The organism is Terriglobales bacterium, assembly GCA_035691485.1.
Lineage (GTDB): Bacteria > Acidobacteriota > Terriglobia > Terriglobales > Acidobacteriaceae > JAIQGF01.
Genome location: DASSIZ010000075.1, coordinates 1 through 16,707, shown reverse-complemented (window position 1 = coordinate 16,707; position 16,707 = coordinate 1). Strand labels below are relative to the sequence as shown.

Sequence of the window (16,707 nt, the reverse complement as noted above, 5' to 3'; positions counted from 1 at the left end):
CTGGCGCCACGCGCCACGCAGACCGAGTTGCGCAGCCTGCTGGGATCGTTTCTGTTCAGCGAAGGCGACGTGTTCAAGCGCATCGGAGTATTGTCCGGCGGGGAAAGGAACCGGTACGCGCTGGCCCGCATGCTGATGTACCCGTCGAATTTCCTGCTGCTCGACGAACCCACGAACCACCTCGACCTGCGCGCGAAAGACGTGCTGCTGGAATCGCTGGAGAAATTCAGCGGGACGGTGGTGTTCGTCTCTCATGACCGCTACTTCATCGACAAGCTGGCGACGAAGGTGTTCGAAGTGGCGGAGCAGACGGTCACGGTTTTCCCGGGGAACTACGAAGATTTCAGGTGGAGGAAAGAAAATCGGGCTGCGGAGGTTGCAGACGTTTCCGAGGTTTCGAAGCTGACAGATGTATCGCGAGGCGGAAATGGCGCCATAGGCGGCTCGCTCGGAACTACTGGGGACTCGAAGCAGGGGACGGCGCAAAAACGGCTGAATCCGATCAAGCTGCGGCAGATGCAGGACCGGCAACAGGAACTGGAGGTGGAGGTCAGCCGGCTGGAAACGGAGATCGCGCAATGCGAAAAGGGCATGGAGACCTTCGTCAGCGCGGAGGAGACGGCGCGGCTGGCGGAGTTGACGGCGCGCAAGCGGTCGGAATTGGAAGCGCTATTGGAGGAGTGGGAGGAGCTTTCGTCGGCGCTCGAAAGTAACGCCTGAGGGCGGGGGAATGGCTATCAATTCGAGGGTCGCGATGCTATTGTTGACACGGGAATCCACAAGTCCAGAACTGGTTAGCGTGCCTTCTGGCCGGAGAACTGCATGGCCAATGCAACGCCGTACGGCATGGAGCTGATCGACAGCTGCCTGGTGTGCAAGATGCGCAACGAGAACTTTTTCTGCCAGCTGCCGCCGAAAACGCTGGAAGCCTTCGAAAAAATCAAATTCCCGTCAACCCTGCCGCGCGAGAGCACGCTGTTCGTGGAAGGGCAGCAGCCGCGCGGCATCTACCTGCTGTGCCGGGGGCGAGTGAAGCTGTCGGTCAACTCCAGCGAAGGCAAGACGATGATTCTGAAAATCGCCGAACCGGGCGAGGCGCTGGGCATGCACGCCTGCGTCAACAACCAGCCCTACGAGCTGACCGCAGAAACGGTGCAGCCGTGCCAGGTGGTTTTCATCAAGCGCGAGGATTTTCACAAATTCCTGGAAGAGCATGGAACGGCTTGCTTGCAGGCGGCGCAGCACTTGAGCAAGAACTGTCACAACGCCTACGACATGATCCGGGCGATAGGGCTGTCGCACTCGGCGAGCGAAAAACTGGCGCGCATGCTGCTGGAGCTTGCCGGCGACGGCGAGGAAGGCAAAGATGGAATCCGGGTGAAGCTGGCCCTGACCCACGAAGAAATCGCGCAGGTGATCGGCACCTCGCGCGAGACGGTAACGCGGCTGCTGGGCAGTTTCCGCAAGAAGCAGTTCGCGATCCTGCGCGGCTCGACGCTGCTGATCAAGAACAAGGCGGGACTGCAGAAGCTGGTGGGCTCCTAGGGCAAGGCCAGAGAAAATAGTATCGAGTGAATCGGCGCGGCTTCGGCTGCGCCGTTTATTTTCTAATGCAGCAGCCGGAGAACGGCGGCGAGTTTCTCCAGCGCCAGGCGGCGGCAGGCATCTGGAAGCGGAATCCGGTTCAACGCCGCCGAGGATTGCGCTCGGCACAGAACATCCGCGAGCTTGTGGCGGATAAGTGATTCGGTGGCGGACTGCTCCGGCGCTTCGTAGCGCAGGCCGCTCTGCCACTCCGCGAACCAGGCTAGCGTCCGTGGCCCGACGCCAAGCAGCGCGGGAATGACGGTGATCCGGCGTGACGACAGGTGGCTCATTGCCGCGGGCGTGACCGCTCCCGATACCGCTTCGAGAACCATGGGCGCCTGGACGCGCGCGGCATTCTGCGCGTTCAGTTGACGTTCGGCGGCGGCAAGAACCAGCAGGTCGCAGGAGGATGCAAGGATCTCGGAATTGTTGACCGGGTCGGCCTCGGAGAAGCCGTAGAGCATTCCTGTTTGAGAAGTGTGAGCCGAGACGGCGGCGAGGTCGAGGCCGTGTTCAGAGAAGAGCCCGCCGGACTTGTCGGCGAGGCCGACAATGCGAGCGCCGGAGCTCTGCAGCAGGGTCGCCAGCGCGGTGGCGGCCGCCGAGAAGCCCTGGATCGACACGGTGGTGAGTGGCTGGTGGCTGGTGGCGCGTGCTTCCGAAACCAGCGTGAACCACCCGGCCGCAATGGCGGCTGCGGGATTGGGAAGTCCGCCGAGAATCGCGGGCCTCGCAACCAGGGCCGCGGCCTGCAGGTGCCGGCTCGCGGAGGTCCAGGCGGCGATGAATTGCGAGGGAGCAAAAATGTCATTGTGGAGATCGAGCGCGGCCAGGTAGTGGCGCACCAAGTGCCGCAATTCGCGTTCCGTAAACTGCGCCGGATCGCAGACAATGGCGCCCGCACTTCCACCCAGCGGCAAGTCGAGCAGGGCACATTGCAGGGTCAGGTCGAGAGCGACAGAGCGAAGCTGCGCCAGGTGAGCATCGGGCGCAAGCCGTACCGGACCTATGCATGGCCCGTGGGCGCGCAGGTGTTGAACACGGAAGGCGGTGCAGGTGAGAGCGCCGGTGTCGCGCGGCAGCGGAAGATTGACAGTCATTTCGCGATCAGGATGCTTGAGGCGTTGCACGATCCAGTCTTCCAGGTCGAGCGCGCGTGCGGATTCTTCCAATTGGGCGGCGGAATCAAGCAGGGGATCGTCGATTTCGGGAGGAAGAAGGCTGGAAGGTTTCATATTCGCCTCTTCGAGAACACGGTTGACCGCCGTGTTATTCATAGGCTCCGGGCGGAGGTAATTCCCCCCTGCGGAATCCCGCCCGGAGCTGGCCGGCTCGTCGGGTGCGCTGCCTAGGCCACACCCGAGAGCTGGCGAGGGTTGACTCAATCCGCATTGGCGGGCTGGGCCAGCCAGCGAGTGCGGGGCTCGGTGCGCGGGAAGATTTTCAGATGCAGTACGGCCCAGCGGAAGGCGATGACAGCGGCGGCCACCAGCATGATGGTGACAGCCATCTCCGACCACTTGGGCACGTAGTGCGTTCCGGTAGCGCGTTCCAGCGCGGTGATCGAAACATTGATGCGATGGGTGATGAATCCCATCACCGTGACGGCGCTGGCCCAGTACAGGCCGATGGGCGTCTCGCGCACCCGTTTCAGGTTGAAGAGCACCACCGGCGCGATGATGAAGATGGCAATCTCCAGCCAGAAATAGAAGGTCTCCGGGCGGGCCAGGAACAAGTATTCGGTCGCGTGCTGGCGGGCAAGATCGGCAAAGCGGAACAATCCGAACATCACCAGCAACGGAGTGATGACCCGGCTGAAGTCCTTGAGGATGGAGGAGTCGAGCTTCACGCCCAGGGAACGCATGGAAAGATACAAGGCGATGATGACCATGGCGAAGCCGGCGGGAATGGCGGAGAGGTAAAACAGCGTTGTCTGGTAATTGCTGTACCAGAGCGGATATTCCTTGCCTTTGAAGATGATGAACAGGCCGCCGAGGAACGACTGGTGGAGCGAGGAAAGCAGCACGCCCACCAGGACCAGTGCGATCACGATGCGATGCTGCCATTCCAGCGCCAGCTCGCGGAGACGCTGGTGGGGAATTCTTTCCAGCAGCGCGGGCGAGAACTCCAGCGCGAGCACGGTGGTGTAGAGCATGATGCACCAGACAACTTCAAAGAGAACCGATTTGCGGTTCCACATCACCAGCGGATGCCAGAAATTCCATGGCAAGCCGAGCTCCCAGGCATACCCGGCGACGACGGAGAGATAGCCGAGGAAGGCGATCATTACCGCGGCACGGGAGATGGGACGATAACGTTCCATGCCGAGCAGGTACACGCCGCCGGCAATCGCAAAGCCACCAGCAGAGAGGCCTACGCCGCAGAGAGTGGCCACGCCCACCCAAATACCCCAAGGTTGACCGTCAGAGAGATTGGTGGCGGCACGCCATCCAGCAAAGAACCGGAGGTAAGTGGCCCAGAGTCCGGCGGCAAAAATGACCGCCGAGATTGCGCGCCACAAGGTGATTTTCTTCATGATCTGCGACATGGCTCAGCTCCTTTCCTTCGGTTCGCGCTCCGCCGATTCGGCCAGCGCCACTTCGCGGCGCCGCTGGGTGAACCAGTACAGTCCGGCGAGCAGAGACCCGCCGATGGTGACCACGGTGGGCACTTCACCCAGGGCGGCGGCGGACAGTGTCGGCATCGGTTGGTTCAGCGGCGGCTCAATAAATCCGAGCTTCTCGAAGGCAACGTCGGAAACATAGAATACGGAAGTGCCTCCGACCTCTTTCTCACCATAAATCCGGGGGACGTAGGTACCGGGGTTATCGGCTATGCGCTTGTGCGCTTCCATGAGCAGCTCTTCGCGGTTGCCGAAAATCGTGGCGCCGGCGGGACAAGCTTCCGCGCACAGGGTCTGCTGGCCTGCCAAAACGCGCTCGGCGCACATGTCGCACTTGACGACGTAGGGCGCCAGCTTGCTCCATTCGTACTTGGGCACGCTGAACGGGCAAGCAATCATGCAGTAGCGGCAGCCGATGCACTTGGAGCCGTTGTAACGGACCGCGCCTTGGGCAGTCTTGATGATGGCGCCGACCGGGCAAACACTGGCGCAGGACGGATCCTCGCAGTGCAGGCACATGCGGCGCACGAACTTGTCGCCGCGCGGCTCGACCGTCGTAAAGGCCGTGGCCGAAAGCGTCGGCTCCGGGTCGCCGGGCTGTTTGTGCCCGGTCTTGCAGGCTGCGGCGCACTGCTGGCAGCCGATGCACTTGGTGATATCAATCAACAGCGCTTTGGATTCCTTGCTCATCTCGAGCCTCCGGAGTTCCGTGATCGACTTCTGGGTACCTGAGTACCTGGGCCGCTACGTCAGGAAAAATTCGTGAATCAAGGTCCGCTGCACGCCGGGCTCAAGCTGCGCCAGCAGGCCGGACACCGGCAGGCCGCCATCGGCCGCCGCCGCGACGCCCAGATTAGAGGTCAGCGTGGAGAGACGGCGCACTGAGTTCTGCATCCACGGATCCACCAGGCTTCCCTGCAGCAGGTTGTTGAGGTTGAGCTTTATCTCCGGCGACTTGACGACGCAGATCCATCCGCTCTTGTACGAGTCCTTCAGCAGCAGCGAAGGATCGTTGAGCACATCCTGGTTGACGGACACGATGACGCCCTCGATCGGAGACAGAACGTCCACCGACAGCCCGTCGCGGCTGATGGTGCACAGCTTCTGTCCCTGACGGACCCAGCGGTTCAGGCCCACGACTTCGACGCGATCCACCTTGCCCAGAAGTTCGGCGCCGAAGCTGTCCAGGCCGATGCGCGCGTTCTGGCGTCCTTCGTCAAGCACCCAGGTGTGGCCGGGGTGAAAGCAATACCCCGTGGGGACTTCCAATCCCTGATCGCGCGTCATGCTGGGCGCGGCCGGTTGGGGATAAATGCGCGGCTGCACCGGCGCCGCGGGCTGCTCGCGGCGGAGGAAGTAGGTGATCGACATGATCAGGAGAAACGTCAGCAGCACAAACAGGATCGACATACAGTCTCCTTGTCCGACAAGTTCGTTTTGAGTAAGTGCACGCGGATGACAAAAGCGCGCCGTGAGGGATCACGAGGAACAAAGGGTTTACGCGTTCCGCAATGGGAAGATCAATGCGGCTCGCTGCAGAATGCAGTGGGGCGGAGCGAAATGCAGCGTGCAGATTGTGCAGTGAATCTACAAAACGAGCGAAAAATGTAAGTTACGATTCGGCCAGTCAGCACTCGTCATTTGGAGTTCCAACCGAGTTCTGGCCGCGTTTCATCTCGCCGCAAATCGAGAGTTGCGGTCGGCGTTCTGGGTGCATGATGGCATCGTCATTGCGAGACCGGCACCCGCGCGACTGACCGAGGGCGGTCCGCAATCCTGCGACGCATGAGGGAGCGGAGTGCCTGCGTAGTTCCTACGACGACGGCAAACGCGAGCGCCGTCGTCACTGGGATATACCAATCACCCAACAACTCCCGTTGCGCTCCGCCGGGGCCCGGAAGCGAAAGCGCCTGGAAATTCCCCATTCCAAAATGAAGCGACCGGTTGCCCAGCCACAAGCCTACGCGCGAGCCGTAGAAAGGCTTTAGGATTACTGTGGCCGTCAGCGCCAGCCCCGCGCTGTAGCCCAACATAGCCAGGAAAAAGACACCCAGGCCTTTGGCTCCTGTTTTCGCCCATTGCCAACTGGTTCGCAACAACGTCCAGGGTGAAAAACTGCGCCCAGCGTGCGCCAGGAGGAACTCGGTGCGATAGTGCTTCGCTAACTGCTCGGGTTCTCCGAGTGACGAGAGCACCCGCTGGAGCACCGCTTCGTCGTCGGTGCCGGAGAAGGAGTCCAGAATGTGCGTGCGGATTTCGAGCAGGATGTCGTCGCGGTCGGCGGTAGGCATACCGGCGAGCCCGTTGTCGAAGCGCGCCAAATATCGGTCGATGCGGCCATGAATGAGCGGCGCGTTTGTTGTCATTTCGAACCTCCTGTTATTGGCTGCACCAGAGCCGAAAGATTCGTTGAAAATTCCGTCCACGATTCGACCATTAGTTTCGCCCGGCGCCGGCCAGTCGCCGTTAGCCAGTAGTATTTCCGCGGATGTCCAGCATCGGATTCGACCCACTCCGACTGTAGTAGCCCTTCGTTCTTGAGGCGCGCCAGGATCGGGTACACCGTCCCTTCGGCGATCTCGAGTTGCGAGCCACGTGCCAGCGCTCGCAATATTTCGAGTCCGTAAAGCTTACCGTCCCACAAGGCGGCCAGGATTGCCATTTCCAAGCAGCCCTTGCGCAGTTGCGCTTCCCAGCGTTCGCCCCGTTCTGTACCGTTGTTCATTGCATCTTACCTTGTGTTGCTATGTATAGTGCTATAGATAGTATGTGGTTGTCAAGAGCCTTTTGCGCGTACTGCCGGCGGCCTTCCCAGAGCGGATTTTCGCGCGCTCGCCGGGGATGACGGCTGTCAAGGCCGGAAATTCGGACACCGAAAACCGAGAACCGAGAACCTGTCCCGGCTCTCAAGGTGCGCGCTCCGGCGTCGTTGGATTTATGCACGTGGGCAATTTAGATTAGGGAGCGCATGGCAACTACAGGCGAACGATTCGAACGCGCGGTCCAGATCATGGCGCGATTGCGTGCCCCGGGGGGATGCCCATGGGACCGCGAACAAACCTTTGATTCCATCAAGCCCTTCACGCTGGAGGAAACCTACGAAGTCCTGGAGGCGATCGATAACCGCGACTGGGATGAACTCGAAGGAGAGCTGGGTGACCTGCTGCTTCAAGTCCTGTTCTATGCCGAGATGTCGCAGGAGGAAGGGCGGTTTTCCATCGACCAGGTGCTGGACCGGCTCTCCAACAAGCTGGTGGATCGGCATCCCCACGTCTTTGGCGACGTCAAGGCGGAAACCGCCGGCGACGTGCTGCGCAACTGGGAGGCGATCAAGGCGCAAGAAAAGAAGAAGCGTCTGGACGCGGGCGGGGGAAAGAAAGCCAGGAAAGATGAAGATAAGGATTCGGTACTGGCAGGGGTGTCGTCCGGGGTGCCGGCGCTGCTGGAGGCGTTCAAGCTGAGCTCGCGGGCGGCGCATGTTGGGTTCGAGTGGCCCGAAATCGGCGGCCTCTTCGACAAACTGCGCGAAGAAACGGAAGAGTTACGGCAGGAGTTGAAGGAATACCCGGCGCCGGGCCCGCGTCCGCCGCAGCGTGGGGTGGCAGGCGCGAGCGGTTTGCATATTCCGGAAGAATTGCGGGCGCGTCTAGAAGACGAGGTCGGCGACCTGTTGTTTGTGCTCGTGAACATCGCGCGTTACTTGTCGCTCGATCCGGAGTCGGCACTGCGCCAGACCAACCGCAAGTTCCGGCGGCGCTTTCAGTGGATGGAGGAGCGCATGCGCGAGCGCGGCAAGAAACTGCCGGAGGCCACGCTGGAGGAGATGGAATCGGTATGGCAGGAGTCGAAGCAGGAGGAACGGACGCGGTAGAGCCGATCGTGGTGCGCCGATGCGCGACCGACAGCGAGTTGATGGCATGCGTGGAGCTGCAGAAGGAAGTATGGGGCTTCAGCGATGCCGAACTTGTTCCGCTGCGGCTCTTTATCGTGGCGCAAAAGATCGGCGGCCAGGTGCTGGGCGCTTTTGACGGCAACGAGCTGGTGGGTTTCGCACTGGGAATCCCGGGAGTCCGAAATGCTCATGCTTACCTGCATTCGCACATGCTGGCGGTGCGCCTGCAATACCGCAACCGCGGCGTAGGGAGGCGGATCAAGCTGTTTCAGCGCGAGGATGCGCTGGCGCGCGGGTTCGAGCTGATCGAATGGACCTTCGATCCGCTGGAAATCAAGAACGCTTATCTGAACCTGGACCGGCTGGGAGCGATTGCGCGCCGCTACAACCCCAACCAGTACGGAAATTCGCTTTCACCGCTGCAGGGCGGCTTGCCGACGGACCGGGTAGTGGCGGAGTGGTGGCTGAAATCGAAACGCGTGAGCAGCTTGATGCGCCGGGGAAGCCTGCCGCCGTTCAAGGCGCAGGAGAAAGTTACCGTGCCGGCGCAAATTTACGACTGGAAGTCGTCGGAGGCGGATCGCGGCAAGGCAGCGCAAGTGCAGGAGCGAAATCGCGAGCTGCTGACGGACGCTTTTTCGCGCGGCCTCACCGCACTGGGTTATTCGCGCGATGAGCAGGGCAACGGAAGCTTTCTGCTGGGGAAGTGGGACGAGGCGTGGAGCTACGGAAGCCAGGAGTCGGGTAGCGGCTTGACGCGATGAAAATTGAAGCCATCACGCTGCGCGAGATTCGCATGCCGCTGGTGCACTTCTTTGAAACCAGCTTTGGGCGCACCACCGAGCGCGCCATCCTGCTTGTCACTTTGCATGGCGAGGGCCTGAATGCGTGGGGAGAATCGGTAGCAGGGGAGAACCCGTTTTATAGCAGCGAGTGGGTGGAGTCGGCATGGGTGACGATTTCCCGGTTCCTGGTCCCGGCGGTGCTGGGGAAAACATTTTCGACGGCGCGAGAGTGTCCGCCGCTGCTGGCGCGCGTGAAGGGGCATCGCATGGCGAAAGCTGCCATCGAGAACGCGCTCTGGGCCGCGGAGTCGGAAGAGAAGGGCGTGCCCTTGTGGAAGCTGCTAGGAGGAACACGGCGGCAGATCGAGTGCGGCGTATCAATCGGGATCCAGGATTCGGTGGAGCAGTTGCTGGAGAAGATCGAGATGGAGCTGGCGGCCGGCTACCGCCGGATCAAAGTGAAGGTCAAGCCGGGGTGGGACGTCAACGTGCTGGAGCGCATCCGCGCGCGCTGGCCGGAGATCCTGCTCAGCTGCGATGCCAACTCGGCGTACCGCAGCGACGACGTCGATCACCTCAGGAAATTTGACCCCTTCGGGCTGCTGATGATCGAGCAGCCTCTCTGGAACGATGACTTCTTCTTTCACGCGCGGCTGCAAAAGCAGCTGAAAACGGCGATCTGCCTCGATGAATCGATCCGCCATTCACGGGATGCGGAAGCGGCGCTGCAGTTGGGCGCCTGCCGGATCGTGAACGTCAAGGTCGGGCGGGTGGGCGGAATGAGTGAAGCGATTCGCGTGCACGACGTTTGCCGCGCGCGCGACGTGCCGGTGTGGTGCGGCGGAATGCTGGAATCGGGGGTGGGGCGGGTACACAACATTGCGCTTTCGACGCTGGAGAATTTCCGCCTGCCCGGAGACGTGTCGGCGTCAAAGCGTTATTGGAAGGAAGACATCATCGAGCCGGAAGTTGAAGTATCACGTCAAGGATTGATCAGCGTCACCGATGCGCCGGGCACGGGATATCGGGTGCGCGAGGACTTGATCGAGAAGTTGACGGTCAGGAAAGAAACTTTTAGAAATTCAGGAGCAAGTCAGAAGTAAGGAAATAAGAGTCGCAGCGTTGCGCCGGCCGGTTCTTACTTGACGCTCAGATAGGAAGCCCTTTCGATGAACATCCTTAAGCTTATCCTTGGCGGCCTGGTTGCGCTCACGTCAGCTTTCGGAACGACACTCGCCGTGTTGTTCATACTGATGATGGCTGAAGCACGCAATCAAAAGGCAACTGGACTTGGAGCAGCTGCAGGCGACGCTACGATGATGCTGCATTCTGCCTGGTTTTGGCTGGCGGTATTTGTGAGCTTCGCGATTGGCTTCTTTTTGACCTACCGCAAGCTCTACTTTTGAGCCCCTTCTGATTCACTTGGTTTCGTTACCGCCGTTCTGCGCAACTTCGCCGTCGTGCTTCTTCAAAAGCTCGACTGCCTGGGCCACGGTCATGTCCGGCACGGGACGATAATCCGTGGTGATCTCGTCGTCATTGATGCGAATGGTCTTGAACAGGAGCGCCTTGCCGGTGAAGTCCAGGACCATGTGGCTAGGTTCCCAGTGGGCTCCATTGGTGCCTTCAATAGGCTTCTGTTCGACTAGGAAGCGTCCGCCCTGGTCCAGGTGTCCGAGAATCCCCCATCCGAAGGTCACGTCGCGGAACAAGCGTGCCTGGATTTTCGCGATGTGGTAAGCCGGAACGGCAATTGACATGGTTCCTTGCATTCCCCGATACACCATGGTTTCCCGCTGCGGCGGATTGAAGTTGGGATTGGGCTTGAACCTCAGGTTGACCAGTTCGCCCCACGGTTCTTCATTGGTGACGCCGACGTATTCATAAAGGAAGGCGTCAGGCAATGCGTTCACCATGTTGCGGGAGCGGCGGTCATCTTCCTTCTGGCTTCGCTGCTTCTGCGCGAGCTGCGACGGATCAGAAACCAGGCGCTGCAGGCGCGCGTCTTCCTTGGTGCGATCGGCGGGGCTCAGCGGCTTGCCGTCGATCATCAGCAGCCGTCCGATGACACCTTGCTCGGTTTCGATCATTTCCCGGGTTTCGATGTGCTCGGGCTTTTTCCTGATGAGGCGGTACGTGTACAGGGTCTTGTCAGTTTTCGCCTGGTTCTCGTTATTGACGGCTTTGCGCACCAGATCGGCCGGGTTGGCGGGCAGATCCGGCTTGGGGGGCTCCTGCGACCAAGCGGTCACCGCCGCCAGCAGCATGAAGGCCGCGCTCGCCAACACCGATCCCTTGGTTCGGTTCACTGTGTACATAATTTAAGTTAAAACGTCCGAGATTCAGGGTTCGTACCAGATTAGACGAGGAGAAGAGCACCTCAGTTGCTCAGAAAGGGAATTGGGGGTGACACTGAGTCTGCGCCGACCAAAAAAGACCAGCGTGGTCGCTGGTCTGCGAAGGAGGATGTGTGTACAGGCTGAATTTGTCGGCCCGCGCGGAAAAGGCAGTCCCATTGGTTTTAAGTCGCGTTGAGGGATGCAGCCGCTGTTCCCCTGGTTTTCGGCTTCACCCGCCAGCACGACAGCCCGAACGGGCCGACAGAACTACTCATAGCAAGGAACTGGCCAAAGCAGCCATGGGACAGCTACTCCGCAAGTCATTGATTTAGTTATGGTTGTTCGAAGCGGAAAGACAGGCGGCCGGAGCAGCTCTGGCCGGTTGCGGTATGTACTAACTAATAACCCGCCTCGTGCCATCCCTGTGTACGCGGGTACCGGAAATTCACCTTAAGCAGTTTCCATAGAGAGATGAAAAGCGAACGATAGAACCGAGAAAAACCAGATTGCCGCATTTGCCACGGTTAGAATATAGTCATCAGAGCTTCTCTGGTCTCCTCGCCTGCGCCCGCGATCCAAAAGGCGCCGTCAACAGTAGCGCTCGACGGCGACCTGCCGCAGCGGAGGAATGCCGATGTGGAAATTGCGCAAAGAGGATGAGATTCCCATTCCGGCCGCCAGTTCTGTTACCCCCAAGGAGGTCCGTCCCGTGGAAACGCCAAAGCCAACCAATGAAACCCGCGCCGAGTTGGCGCACATCGGCAAGTCGGTGCTGGTCAAAGGAGAGCTCTCGGGCAGCGAAGACTTGTACCTGGACGGCGAGGTGGAAGGCAGCGTGGAGTTGCACGGTCACAACCTGACGGTAGGGCCTCACGGTCGAGTGCGCGCCCACACGCGGGCGAAGGACGTGGTGGTGCACGGCAAAGTGGAAGGAAACATCACGGCGGACCGGGTAGAACTCAAGGCCTCGGCGATTCACGTCGGCAACATCGTCACCCAGCGAGTGGTGGTCCAAGAGGGTGCATATTTCAAAGGATCCATCGACATTCAGCGGGAACAAAAGCCCGAACCGAAAGTTGAGCCGAAGCCGGTGATGGCAGCAGCAGCGGCGAGCCTTGCCAACCCGCCGGTTTCCCCGAGCGCGCCGCCCGCGCATGGTGTGCTCGCGGAACCGAAGCGGTAGTTCGACCCGGCTTGGCCCAACCCGGCGGCAAGAGTTGCGATTTTGCGCCTGACCGTAGCACAATGTGTCGGTTCCTTCGAAGTTGAGAAATGGGTTCAGTGACGCAGAATTTTTTGCGCTTTTTCCGCGGCAGCGGAACCGCGAATGAAATCGACGTGCAGCCTTCCGCGGCGCGAGCCAATCGCCGCTCCAGCGGGCTGAACGAGTTTTCCAAGTCCATCGCGGGACAGGAAGGGCTGTGCATCCTGGACCTGGGATGCACATCCGCCATCAACATCTCCCGTCTCACCGAAGCCGGGCACAAGGTGTGCACCGAAGACGTGCTCGATGCCGCTCACGATCCGATGCTGCTGGTCCGGGGAGATGACGGCAAGAACACGGTGGATGTGGCCCGTTTTTTGCGTGACAGCCTGGCCTACCAGGGGCAAATCTTCGACGCGGTGCTGTGTTGGGACGCGCTGGATTACCTGCCGGAGCCGCTGGTCAAGCCGGTGGTGGAGCGCCTGTGTGCGCTGATGAAGCCCGGCGGCGTCCTGCTGGCGTTCTTTCACATGAAAGAATCGGGGCCGGATACGCCGCATTACCGTTACCACATCACCGGCAACGATACGCTGCAATTGCAACCGACGGCGCGAAGCAGCTCGCCGCTCTTCCGCCTGCAGAGAGTTTTTAATAATCGTCACATCGAGAACCTATTTCGCGAGTTCGCTTCCTTGAAATTCTTTCTCGCCAGAGACAACGTGAGAGAAGTGATCGTCGTGCGGTAACGCAGCTTAGGGGCTCAGGGGCCGCTCTTCCAATCTTCCCACCACTTAGGGCCTACTCACTTCAGCTTAGCGTACTCCGCCTTGGCCTGCTGCAGGACGGGGAGGTCGGGTTCGGCCTCCTTCCAGAGGGTGAGAAAGTCCTGGTAAGCGGCACGAGCCTTGGGCGTATCACCCTGGAGGGCGTAGGCGCGGGCGAGGCCGAGGTGCCCCAAGGCGCCGGTCGGGAAATTCAGCACGATTCCGCGGTGGTCGATGATCTTCTGAAACTCCGCCGCTGCTTCCTTTCCCTGGTGGTTGAGCAGGTAGGCCTGGCCACGAAGGTACACCGGATACATCGTTCCCAGGTTGAAAGGTTGAGGTTGTCCCAATTCGTAGAGCGCCGCGGGACGTAGAATCTCCAATGCCCTGTCTGGTCTCTTACCGGCCATCTCAATTGAAGCATGAATTGACGGCAGCCAGTAACCCTGCACAATGGTGTTGTCGGGAAACTCTTTGTTGAGCGTATCGGCGAGCTTTTGAGCCCTTACGGTATCCCCCCCTCGCGCCAAAGCCAGGGCTGCTAGGCTGCTAACGTCTCTTCCTGCCACCAGCGCCAGGGCAGCCAACGCGTACTGCCGCGCAGCCGTCGCATGGCCAAGCTCCGCCTCGCGCAGCGCAGCGTTCGCCTTCCAAAGCGCAGCGGTCTCTTTGGCATCGGCGCGAAGGGCCGACTCTGCCGCCAATTGCGAAAACTCCCGCGCTTTGGACAGCCGCCCGAAGTACGCTTCTGTGTCGGATTGAGCCGAGAGCAGCCAGTCCTCCTCTCCGGAGCGTCCAGCGGCCCAGGCCAACTGCTGCTGCATGGTCGGCTGGTCACCGCGAAGAAAGGCGGCTTGGTAAAGTACGAGCCGAAGAAGAAACCCATCCAGTTTGCGCTTCAGCGCCTGCTCAATCGCACTGTTTGCTTCGCCGGTGCGATCCAGGGCGAACAAGATCCACGCCAGGTTGCTGACGGCGAAGACACTGTTGGGATCCAGGCGGAGACTATCCTGGGTTTCGGGCAGCGCTTTTTCCCATCGCCCGAGAGCAATGTAATCGTTACCCAGGTCCAGGTAAGGAAGAGGATCCCGCGGGTAGTTTTGCTGCCAGATTGCATACACCTGGTTGGCTTTTTCCAGTTCACCGGTTGCGAGTAAGTAATAGAAGCCTTCGATGCCGTAGCGCTCGCGTTCGCTGACACGTTGACGCAACTGGAAAGCCCTGGTGGCATTCTCGCTGGCGCGTGTGGCCTGCCCCAGATTGGCATAGGAGATTGCCAGCGCCCTGTAGGCGAGAGCAAAGTTGGGATCGAGCTCGAGAGCCCGCTTGTAGTAGGGGAGGTCAGCCGCGTTTCCCTTCTGCCACCCCAGTTTGCGGCCGATACTGTAGACTTTCAGCGCCTCCAGGGAGGAGGTTGTCGCTTCCTCAATCGGGGTAGCGAACTTTTGCACCGAAGCGAGCGATTCGCCGAGCTTGCCACGCACATTCTTGGCAGCGTTGCCGAGCGCCTTCAGGACAGATTCCGTGCCGGACGCTTCGGCCTGCTCCTTGAGCAATGTGTCGCCGGTGGCGCAGTTGTCAGCGTTCAAGCCAACCACATATTCGCTGCCGAGCTTAGCAATGGAACCCCGCAGAACCGCCTTGGCGCCGGCCCGCTGACAGAGCTCACGCGCAACCTCGCCGACGACGGGCTGATCCAGCGGGCGGCCCATCAGGCGAAGCGTAGCGGCGACCTTGCGATCGGAAACGATATTGAGAAATGGCGATTGGCCGAGGTCCACGGCCAGCGCCTGTTTCAGCGTGTCATCAAACACCGGGTCACCGGTTTTGTTCTCGAAATCGGCAAGGACGATCGCGTCTGTCTCAGTCAGAGCTGGAGCGCGCCGCGAGTAGAACAACGCGCCTCCGCCGATCACAATTGCAGCTAGACCGAGCAGTATGGCGAATTTCCAATTCCCTAGTCTGCGCTGGACCCTTGCCGAGCGTCTCCCTCCTAGTTTCTGGGATAAGTCTTTGTTGCCTGACTCGTCCGTGTAGAAGTTGTACAAATGGACTCTTACGCCGTGCTTCACCTCGCGTTCACCAATATCGTGCAGCGCTTCCCGCCACGCACTGACCTCGCGCAGCACCTCCGCGCTCGCCTTTGAAACCAAGATATGACCCGCATTGCCGCAGTCCATGACCCGCTGGGCGATATTAATGCCGCCCCCCGCGACATTGCGGTTCGCGTTGATGTCGTCGATTCGATAAACGGGACCAGTGTGAATCCCCATGCGGACAGGCAATTTGCCCGAATGCTCCAGCCTCTCCTGCAGTTGAACAGCGCAGCGAACCGGCGCCTCTGGATCACCAAAAAACACCAGAGCCATGCCATCACCGGTGGGCAAGGTAATCAGTTGGCCTGCTGTTTGCGAGCGCTGGAACTCGTCCGTGCTGCGAACCGCTTCCTGAAAACGAAGTAGCGTCGTCTCCTGCTCGTCCGTCGTCATTCGCGAGTAGGCGACAATGTCGGTGAAGAGGATGTGAGCGATTTCCAGCGTGTGCGTCGAACCTGATGGCGCTCTTGGCGCCTCAGCAGTCGAGGGCACACCGGCGTTGGCCGCGGCGGCAGAATCAGGTCCACTTTGCAAGTCGCGCTTTAGCCGCCTCAGATCACCTCGGATTTCGGAGGCGTGCTGGTAGCGCAGGTTGCGGTCCTTCTCGAGCGCCTTTTTGATGATTGCCTCAAGCATCGGCGGAACATCGGGATTCAGCCGCACCGGCGGCGTCGGAGCACGATTCAGAATGGCTTCGGCGATCACACCCGATGTTTCCCCGCGAAACGGCATCACTCCCGTCGCCATTTCGTACAGGACCGCGCCGAAGGAGAACAGGTCGGTGCGCGCGTCCAGGTTCTTGCCATTGACCTGCTCGGGCGACATGTAAACCAGCGTGCCGACAGCGTCACCGGGAGCGGTCACGGCGGTCAGCATGTCATCGGCCGCCGCCGCTTGTGCAACGGACATCTTCGCCAGGCCGAAATCCAGTACTTTGGCTTGCCCGCGTTGGGTAATGAAGATGTTGGCGGGCTTGATGTCGCGGTGGATGATGCCGGCGGAGTGCGCGGCATCGAGGGCGTCGGCGACGTTAATGGCGACATCGAGCAGCATGTCGAGGTCAACAGGGTTGTCGCCGATGGCTTGCTTCAGCGTCTGCCCTTCCAGCAACTCCAAGGCGATAAACGGCTGCCCGTTGGCTGAATCAATGTCGTGGATGGTGCAGATATTGGGATGATTGAGGGCGGAAGCGGCTTGCGCTTCGCGCTGGAACCGGTGCAAAGAAGCGGCGTCGGCGGCGAGGTCGTCGGGAAGAAACTTCAGGGCAACACGGCGATGGAGCTTGAGGTCTTCCGCCTCGTAAACCACGCCCATGCCGCCGCCGCCCAACTTGCGTAGGACGTGGTAATGAGAGATGGTGCTGCCCACCATAGACCACCCACACGACGGGCATGGTATTGCGGGCGCGCCATGGGAG

The 16,707-nt window shown here is 60.5% G+C and carries 16 protein-coding genes; 8 read left to right on the top strand and 8 right to left on the bottom strand.

The annotated features are described in order from the left end of the window. On the top strand, positions 1-720 hold a 720-nt coding region (locus VFI82_10250), incomplete at its 5' end, for an ATP-binding cassette domain-containing protein (protein HET7185057.1). Positions 721-822: 102 nt separating this feature from the next. After that, positions 823-1,545: a Crp/Fnr family transcriptional regulator gene (locus tag VFI82_10245; GenBank protein HET7185056.1), complete on the top strand. Its 723-nt coding sequence runs from the start codon at positions 823-825 to the stop codon at positions 1,543-1,545. A 62-nt stretch (positions 1,546-1,607) separates the two neighbouring features. On the opposite strand, the gene VFI82_10240 is transcribed toward VFI82_10245, so the two are convergent. The 6 genes from VFI82_10240 to VFI82_10215 all read right to left on the bottom strand — a co-directional run bounded on the left by VFI82_10240 (position 1,608) and on the right by VFI82_10215 (position 6,935). After that, a complete protein-coding gene (locus tag VFI82_10240; GenBank protein ID HET7185055.1) occupies positions 1,608-2,822 on the bottom strand; it encodes a Glu/Leu/Phe/Val dehydrogenase dimerization domain-containing protein in 1,215 nt (404 codons plus the stop codon). A 146-nt stretch (positions 2,823-2,968) separates the two neighbouring features. Then, positions 2,969-4,135 carry an NrfD/PsrC family molybdoenzyme membrane anchor subunit gene (gene nrfD / locus VFI82_10235; protein HET7185054.1) on the bottom strand — a complete coding sequence of 389 codons (1,167 nt, stop codon included), beginning with the start codon at positions 4,133-4,135 and terminating at the stop codon, positions 2,969-2,971. Positions 4,136-4,138: 3 nt separating this feature from the next. Then, entirely contained in the window at positions 4,139-4,900 is a 762-nt protein-coding gene (locus tag VFI82_10230) for a 4Fe-4S dicluster domain-containing protein (protein HET7185053.1), read from the bottom strand. A 54-nt stretch (positions 4,901-4,954) separates the two neighbouring features. After that, entirely contained in the window at positions 4,955-5,620 is a 666-nt protein-coding gene (locus VFI82_10225) for a glycine cleavage system protein H (protein HET7185052.1), read from the bottom strand. 317 nt (positions 5,621-5,937) lie between these two features. Continuing rightward, positions 5,938-6,576 carry a hypothetical protein gene (locus VFI82_10220; GenBank protein HET7185051.1) on the bottom strand — a complete coding sequence of 213 codons (639 nt, stop codon included), beginning with the start codon at positions 6,574-6,576 and terminating at the stop codon, positions 5,938-5,940. Then, positions 6,573-6,935, bottom strand: a complete 363-nt coding sequence (locus tag VFI82_10215; protein ID HET7185050.1) for a PadR family transcriptional regulator — start codon at positions 6,933-6,935, stop codon at positions 6,573-6,575. Before VFI82_10215 ends, VFI82_10220 begins: the two co-directional genes overlap by 4 nt. 243 nt (positions 6,936-7,178) lie before the next feature. Here VFI82_10215 and mazG point away from each other — a divergent pair, with 243 nt between their 5' ends. From mazG to VFI82_10195, 4 genes are all read left to right on the top strand, one after another. Beyond that, complete coding sequence (mazG, locus tag VFI82_10210; GenBank protein ID HET7185049.1) at positions 7,179-8,081, top strand: nucleoside triphosphate pyrophosphohydrolase; 903 nt, start codon at positions 7,179-7,181, stop codon at positions 8,079-8,081. Further along, positions 8,045-8,866, top strand: coding sequence for a GNAT family N-acetyltransferase (locus VFI82_10205; GenBank protein ID HET7185048.1), 822 nt, complete (start codon positions 8,045-8,047; stop codon positions 8,864-8,866). Before mazG ends, VFI82_10205 begins: the two co-directional genes overlap by 37 nt. Then, a complete protein-coding gene (gene menC / locus VFI82_10200) occupies positions 8,863-9,990 on the top strand; it encodes an o-succinylbenzoate synthase (protein HET7185047.1) in 1,128 nt (375 codons plus the stop codon). The genes VFI82_10205 and menC overlap by 4 nt, the downstream gene beginning before the upstream one ends. Before the next feature lie 66 nt (positions 9,991-10,056). Beyond that, entirely contained in the window at positions 10,057-10,293 is a 237-nt protein-coding gene (locus tag VFI82_10195; GenBank protein HET7185046.1) for a hypothetical protein, read from the top strand. A gap of 12 nt (positions 10,294-10,305) precedes the next feature. Here VFI82_10195 and VFI82_10190 read toward each other — a convergent pair whose 3' ends face one another. Beyond that, complete coding sequence (locus VFI82_10190; protein ID HET7185045.1) at positions 10,306-11,196, bottom strand: hypothetical protein; 891 nt, start codon at positions 11,194-11,196, stop codon at positions 10,306-10,308. A gap of 664 nt (positions 11,197-11,860) precedes the next feature. Here VFI82_10190 and VFI82_10185 point away from each other — a divergent pair. Both VFI82_10185 and VFI82_10180 read left to right on the top strand, forming a co-directional pair. Further along, entirely contained in the window at positions 11,861-12,409 is a 549-nt protein-coding gene (locus VFI82_10185; protein ID HET7185044.1) for a polymer-forming cytoskeletal protein, read from the top strand. An 89-nt stretch (positions 12,410-12,498) separates the two neighbouring features. Continuing rightward, the gene (locus VFI82_10180) at positions 12,499-13,176 is read left to right on the top strand and encodes a methyltransferase domain-containing protein (GenBank protein HET7185043.1); all 678 of its coding nucleotides are present in this window, start codon (positions 12,499-12,501) and stop codon (positions 13,174-13,176) included. Between the two features lie 56 nt (positions 13,177-13,232). Here VFI82_10180 and VFI82_10175 read toward each other — a convergent pair whose 3' ends face one another. Next, a complete protein-coding gene (locus tag VFI82_10175) occupies positions 13,233-16,661 on the bottom strand; it encodes a protein kinase (protein HET7185042.1) in 3,429 nt (1,142 codons plus the stop codon). Positions 16,662-16,707: the final 46 nt, after the last annotated feature.

Coding starts and splice junctions, on each gene's coding strand:
- VFI82_10245 (HET7185056.1), top strand. CDS start 823: ATGGCCAATGCAACGCCGTACGGCATGGAGCTGATCGACAGCTGCCTG.
- VFI82_10240 (HET7185055.1), bottom strand. CDS start 2,822: ATGAAACCTTCCAGCCTTCTTCCTCCCGAAATCGACGATCCCCTGCTT.
- nrfD (HET7185054.1), bottom strand. CDS start 4,135: ATGTCGCAGATCATGAAGAAAATCACCTTGTGGCGCGCAATCTCGGCG.
- VFI82_10230 (HET7185053.1), bottom strand. CDS start 4,900: ATGAGCAAGGAATCCAAAGCGCTGTTGATTGATATCACCAAGTGCATC.
- VFI82_10225 (HET7185052.1), bottom strand. CDS start 5,620: ATGTCGATCCTGTTTGTGCTGCTGACGTTTCTCCTGATCATGTCGATC.
- VFI82_10220 (HET7185051.1), bottom strand. CDS start 6,576: ATGACAACAAACGCGCCGCTCATTCATGGCCGCATCGACCGATATTTG.
- VFI82_10215 (HET7185050.1), bottom strand. CDS start 6,935: ATGAACAACGGTACAGAACGGGGCGAACGCTGGGAAGCGCAACTGCGC.
- mazG (HET7185049.1), top strand. CDS start 7,179: ATGGCAACTACAGGCGAACGATTCGAACGCGCGGTCCAGATCATGGCG.
- VFI82_10205 (HET7185048.1), top strand. CDS start 8,045: ATGGCAGGAGTCGAAGCAGGAGGAACGGACGCGGTAGAGCCGATCGTG.
- menC (HET7185047.1), top strand. CDS start 8,863: ATGAAAATTGAAGCCATCACGCTGCGCGAGATTCGCATGCCGCTGGTG.
- VFI82_10195 (HET7185046.1), top strand. CDS start 10,057: ATGAACATCCTTAAGCTTATCCTTGGCGGCCTGGTTGCGCTCACGTCA.
- VFI82_10185 (HET7185044.1), top strand. CDS start 11,861: ATGTGGAAATTGCGCAAAGAGGATGAGATTCCCATTCCGGCCGCCAGT.
- VFI82_10180 (HET7185043.1), top strand. CDS start 12,499: ATGGGTTCAGTGACGCAGAATTTTTTGCGCTTTTTCCGCGGCAGCGGA.
- VFI82_10175 (HET7185042.1), bottom strand. CDS start 16,661: ATGGTGGGCAGCACCATCTCTCATTACCACGTCCTACGCAAGTTGGGC.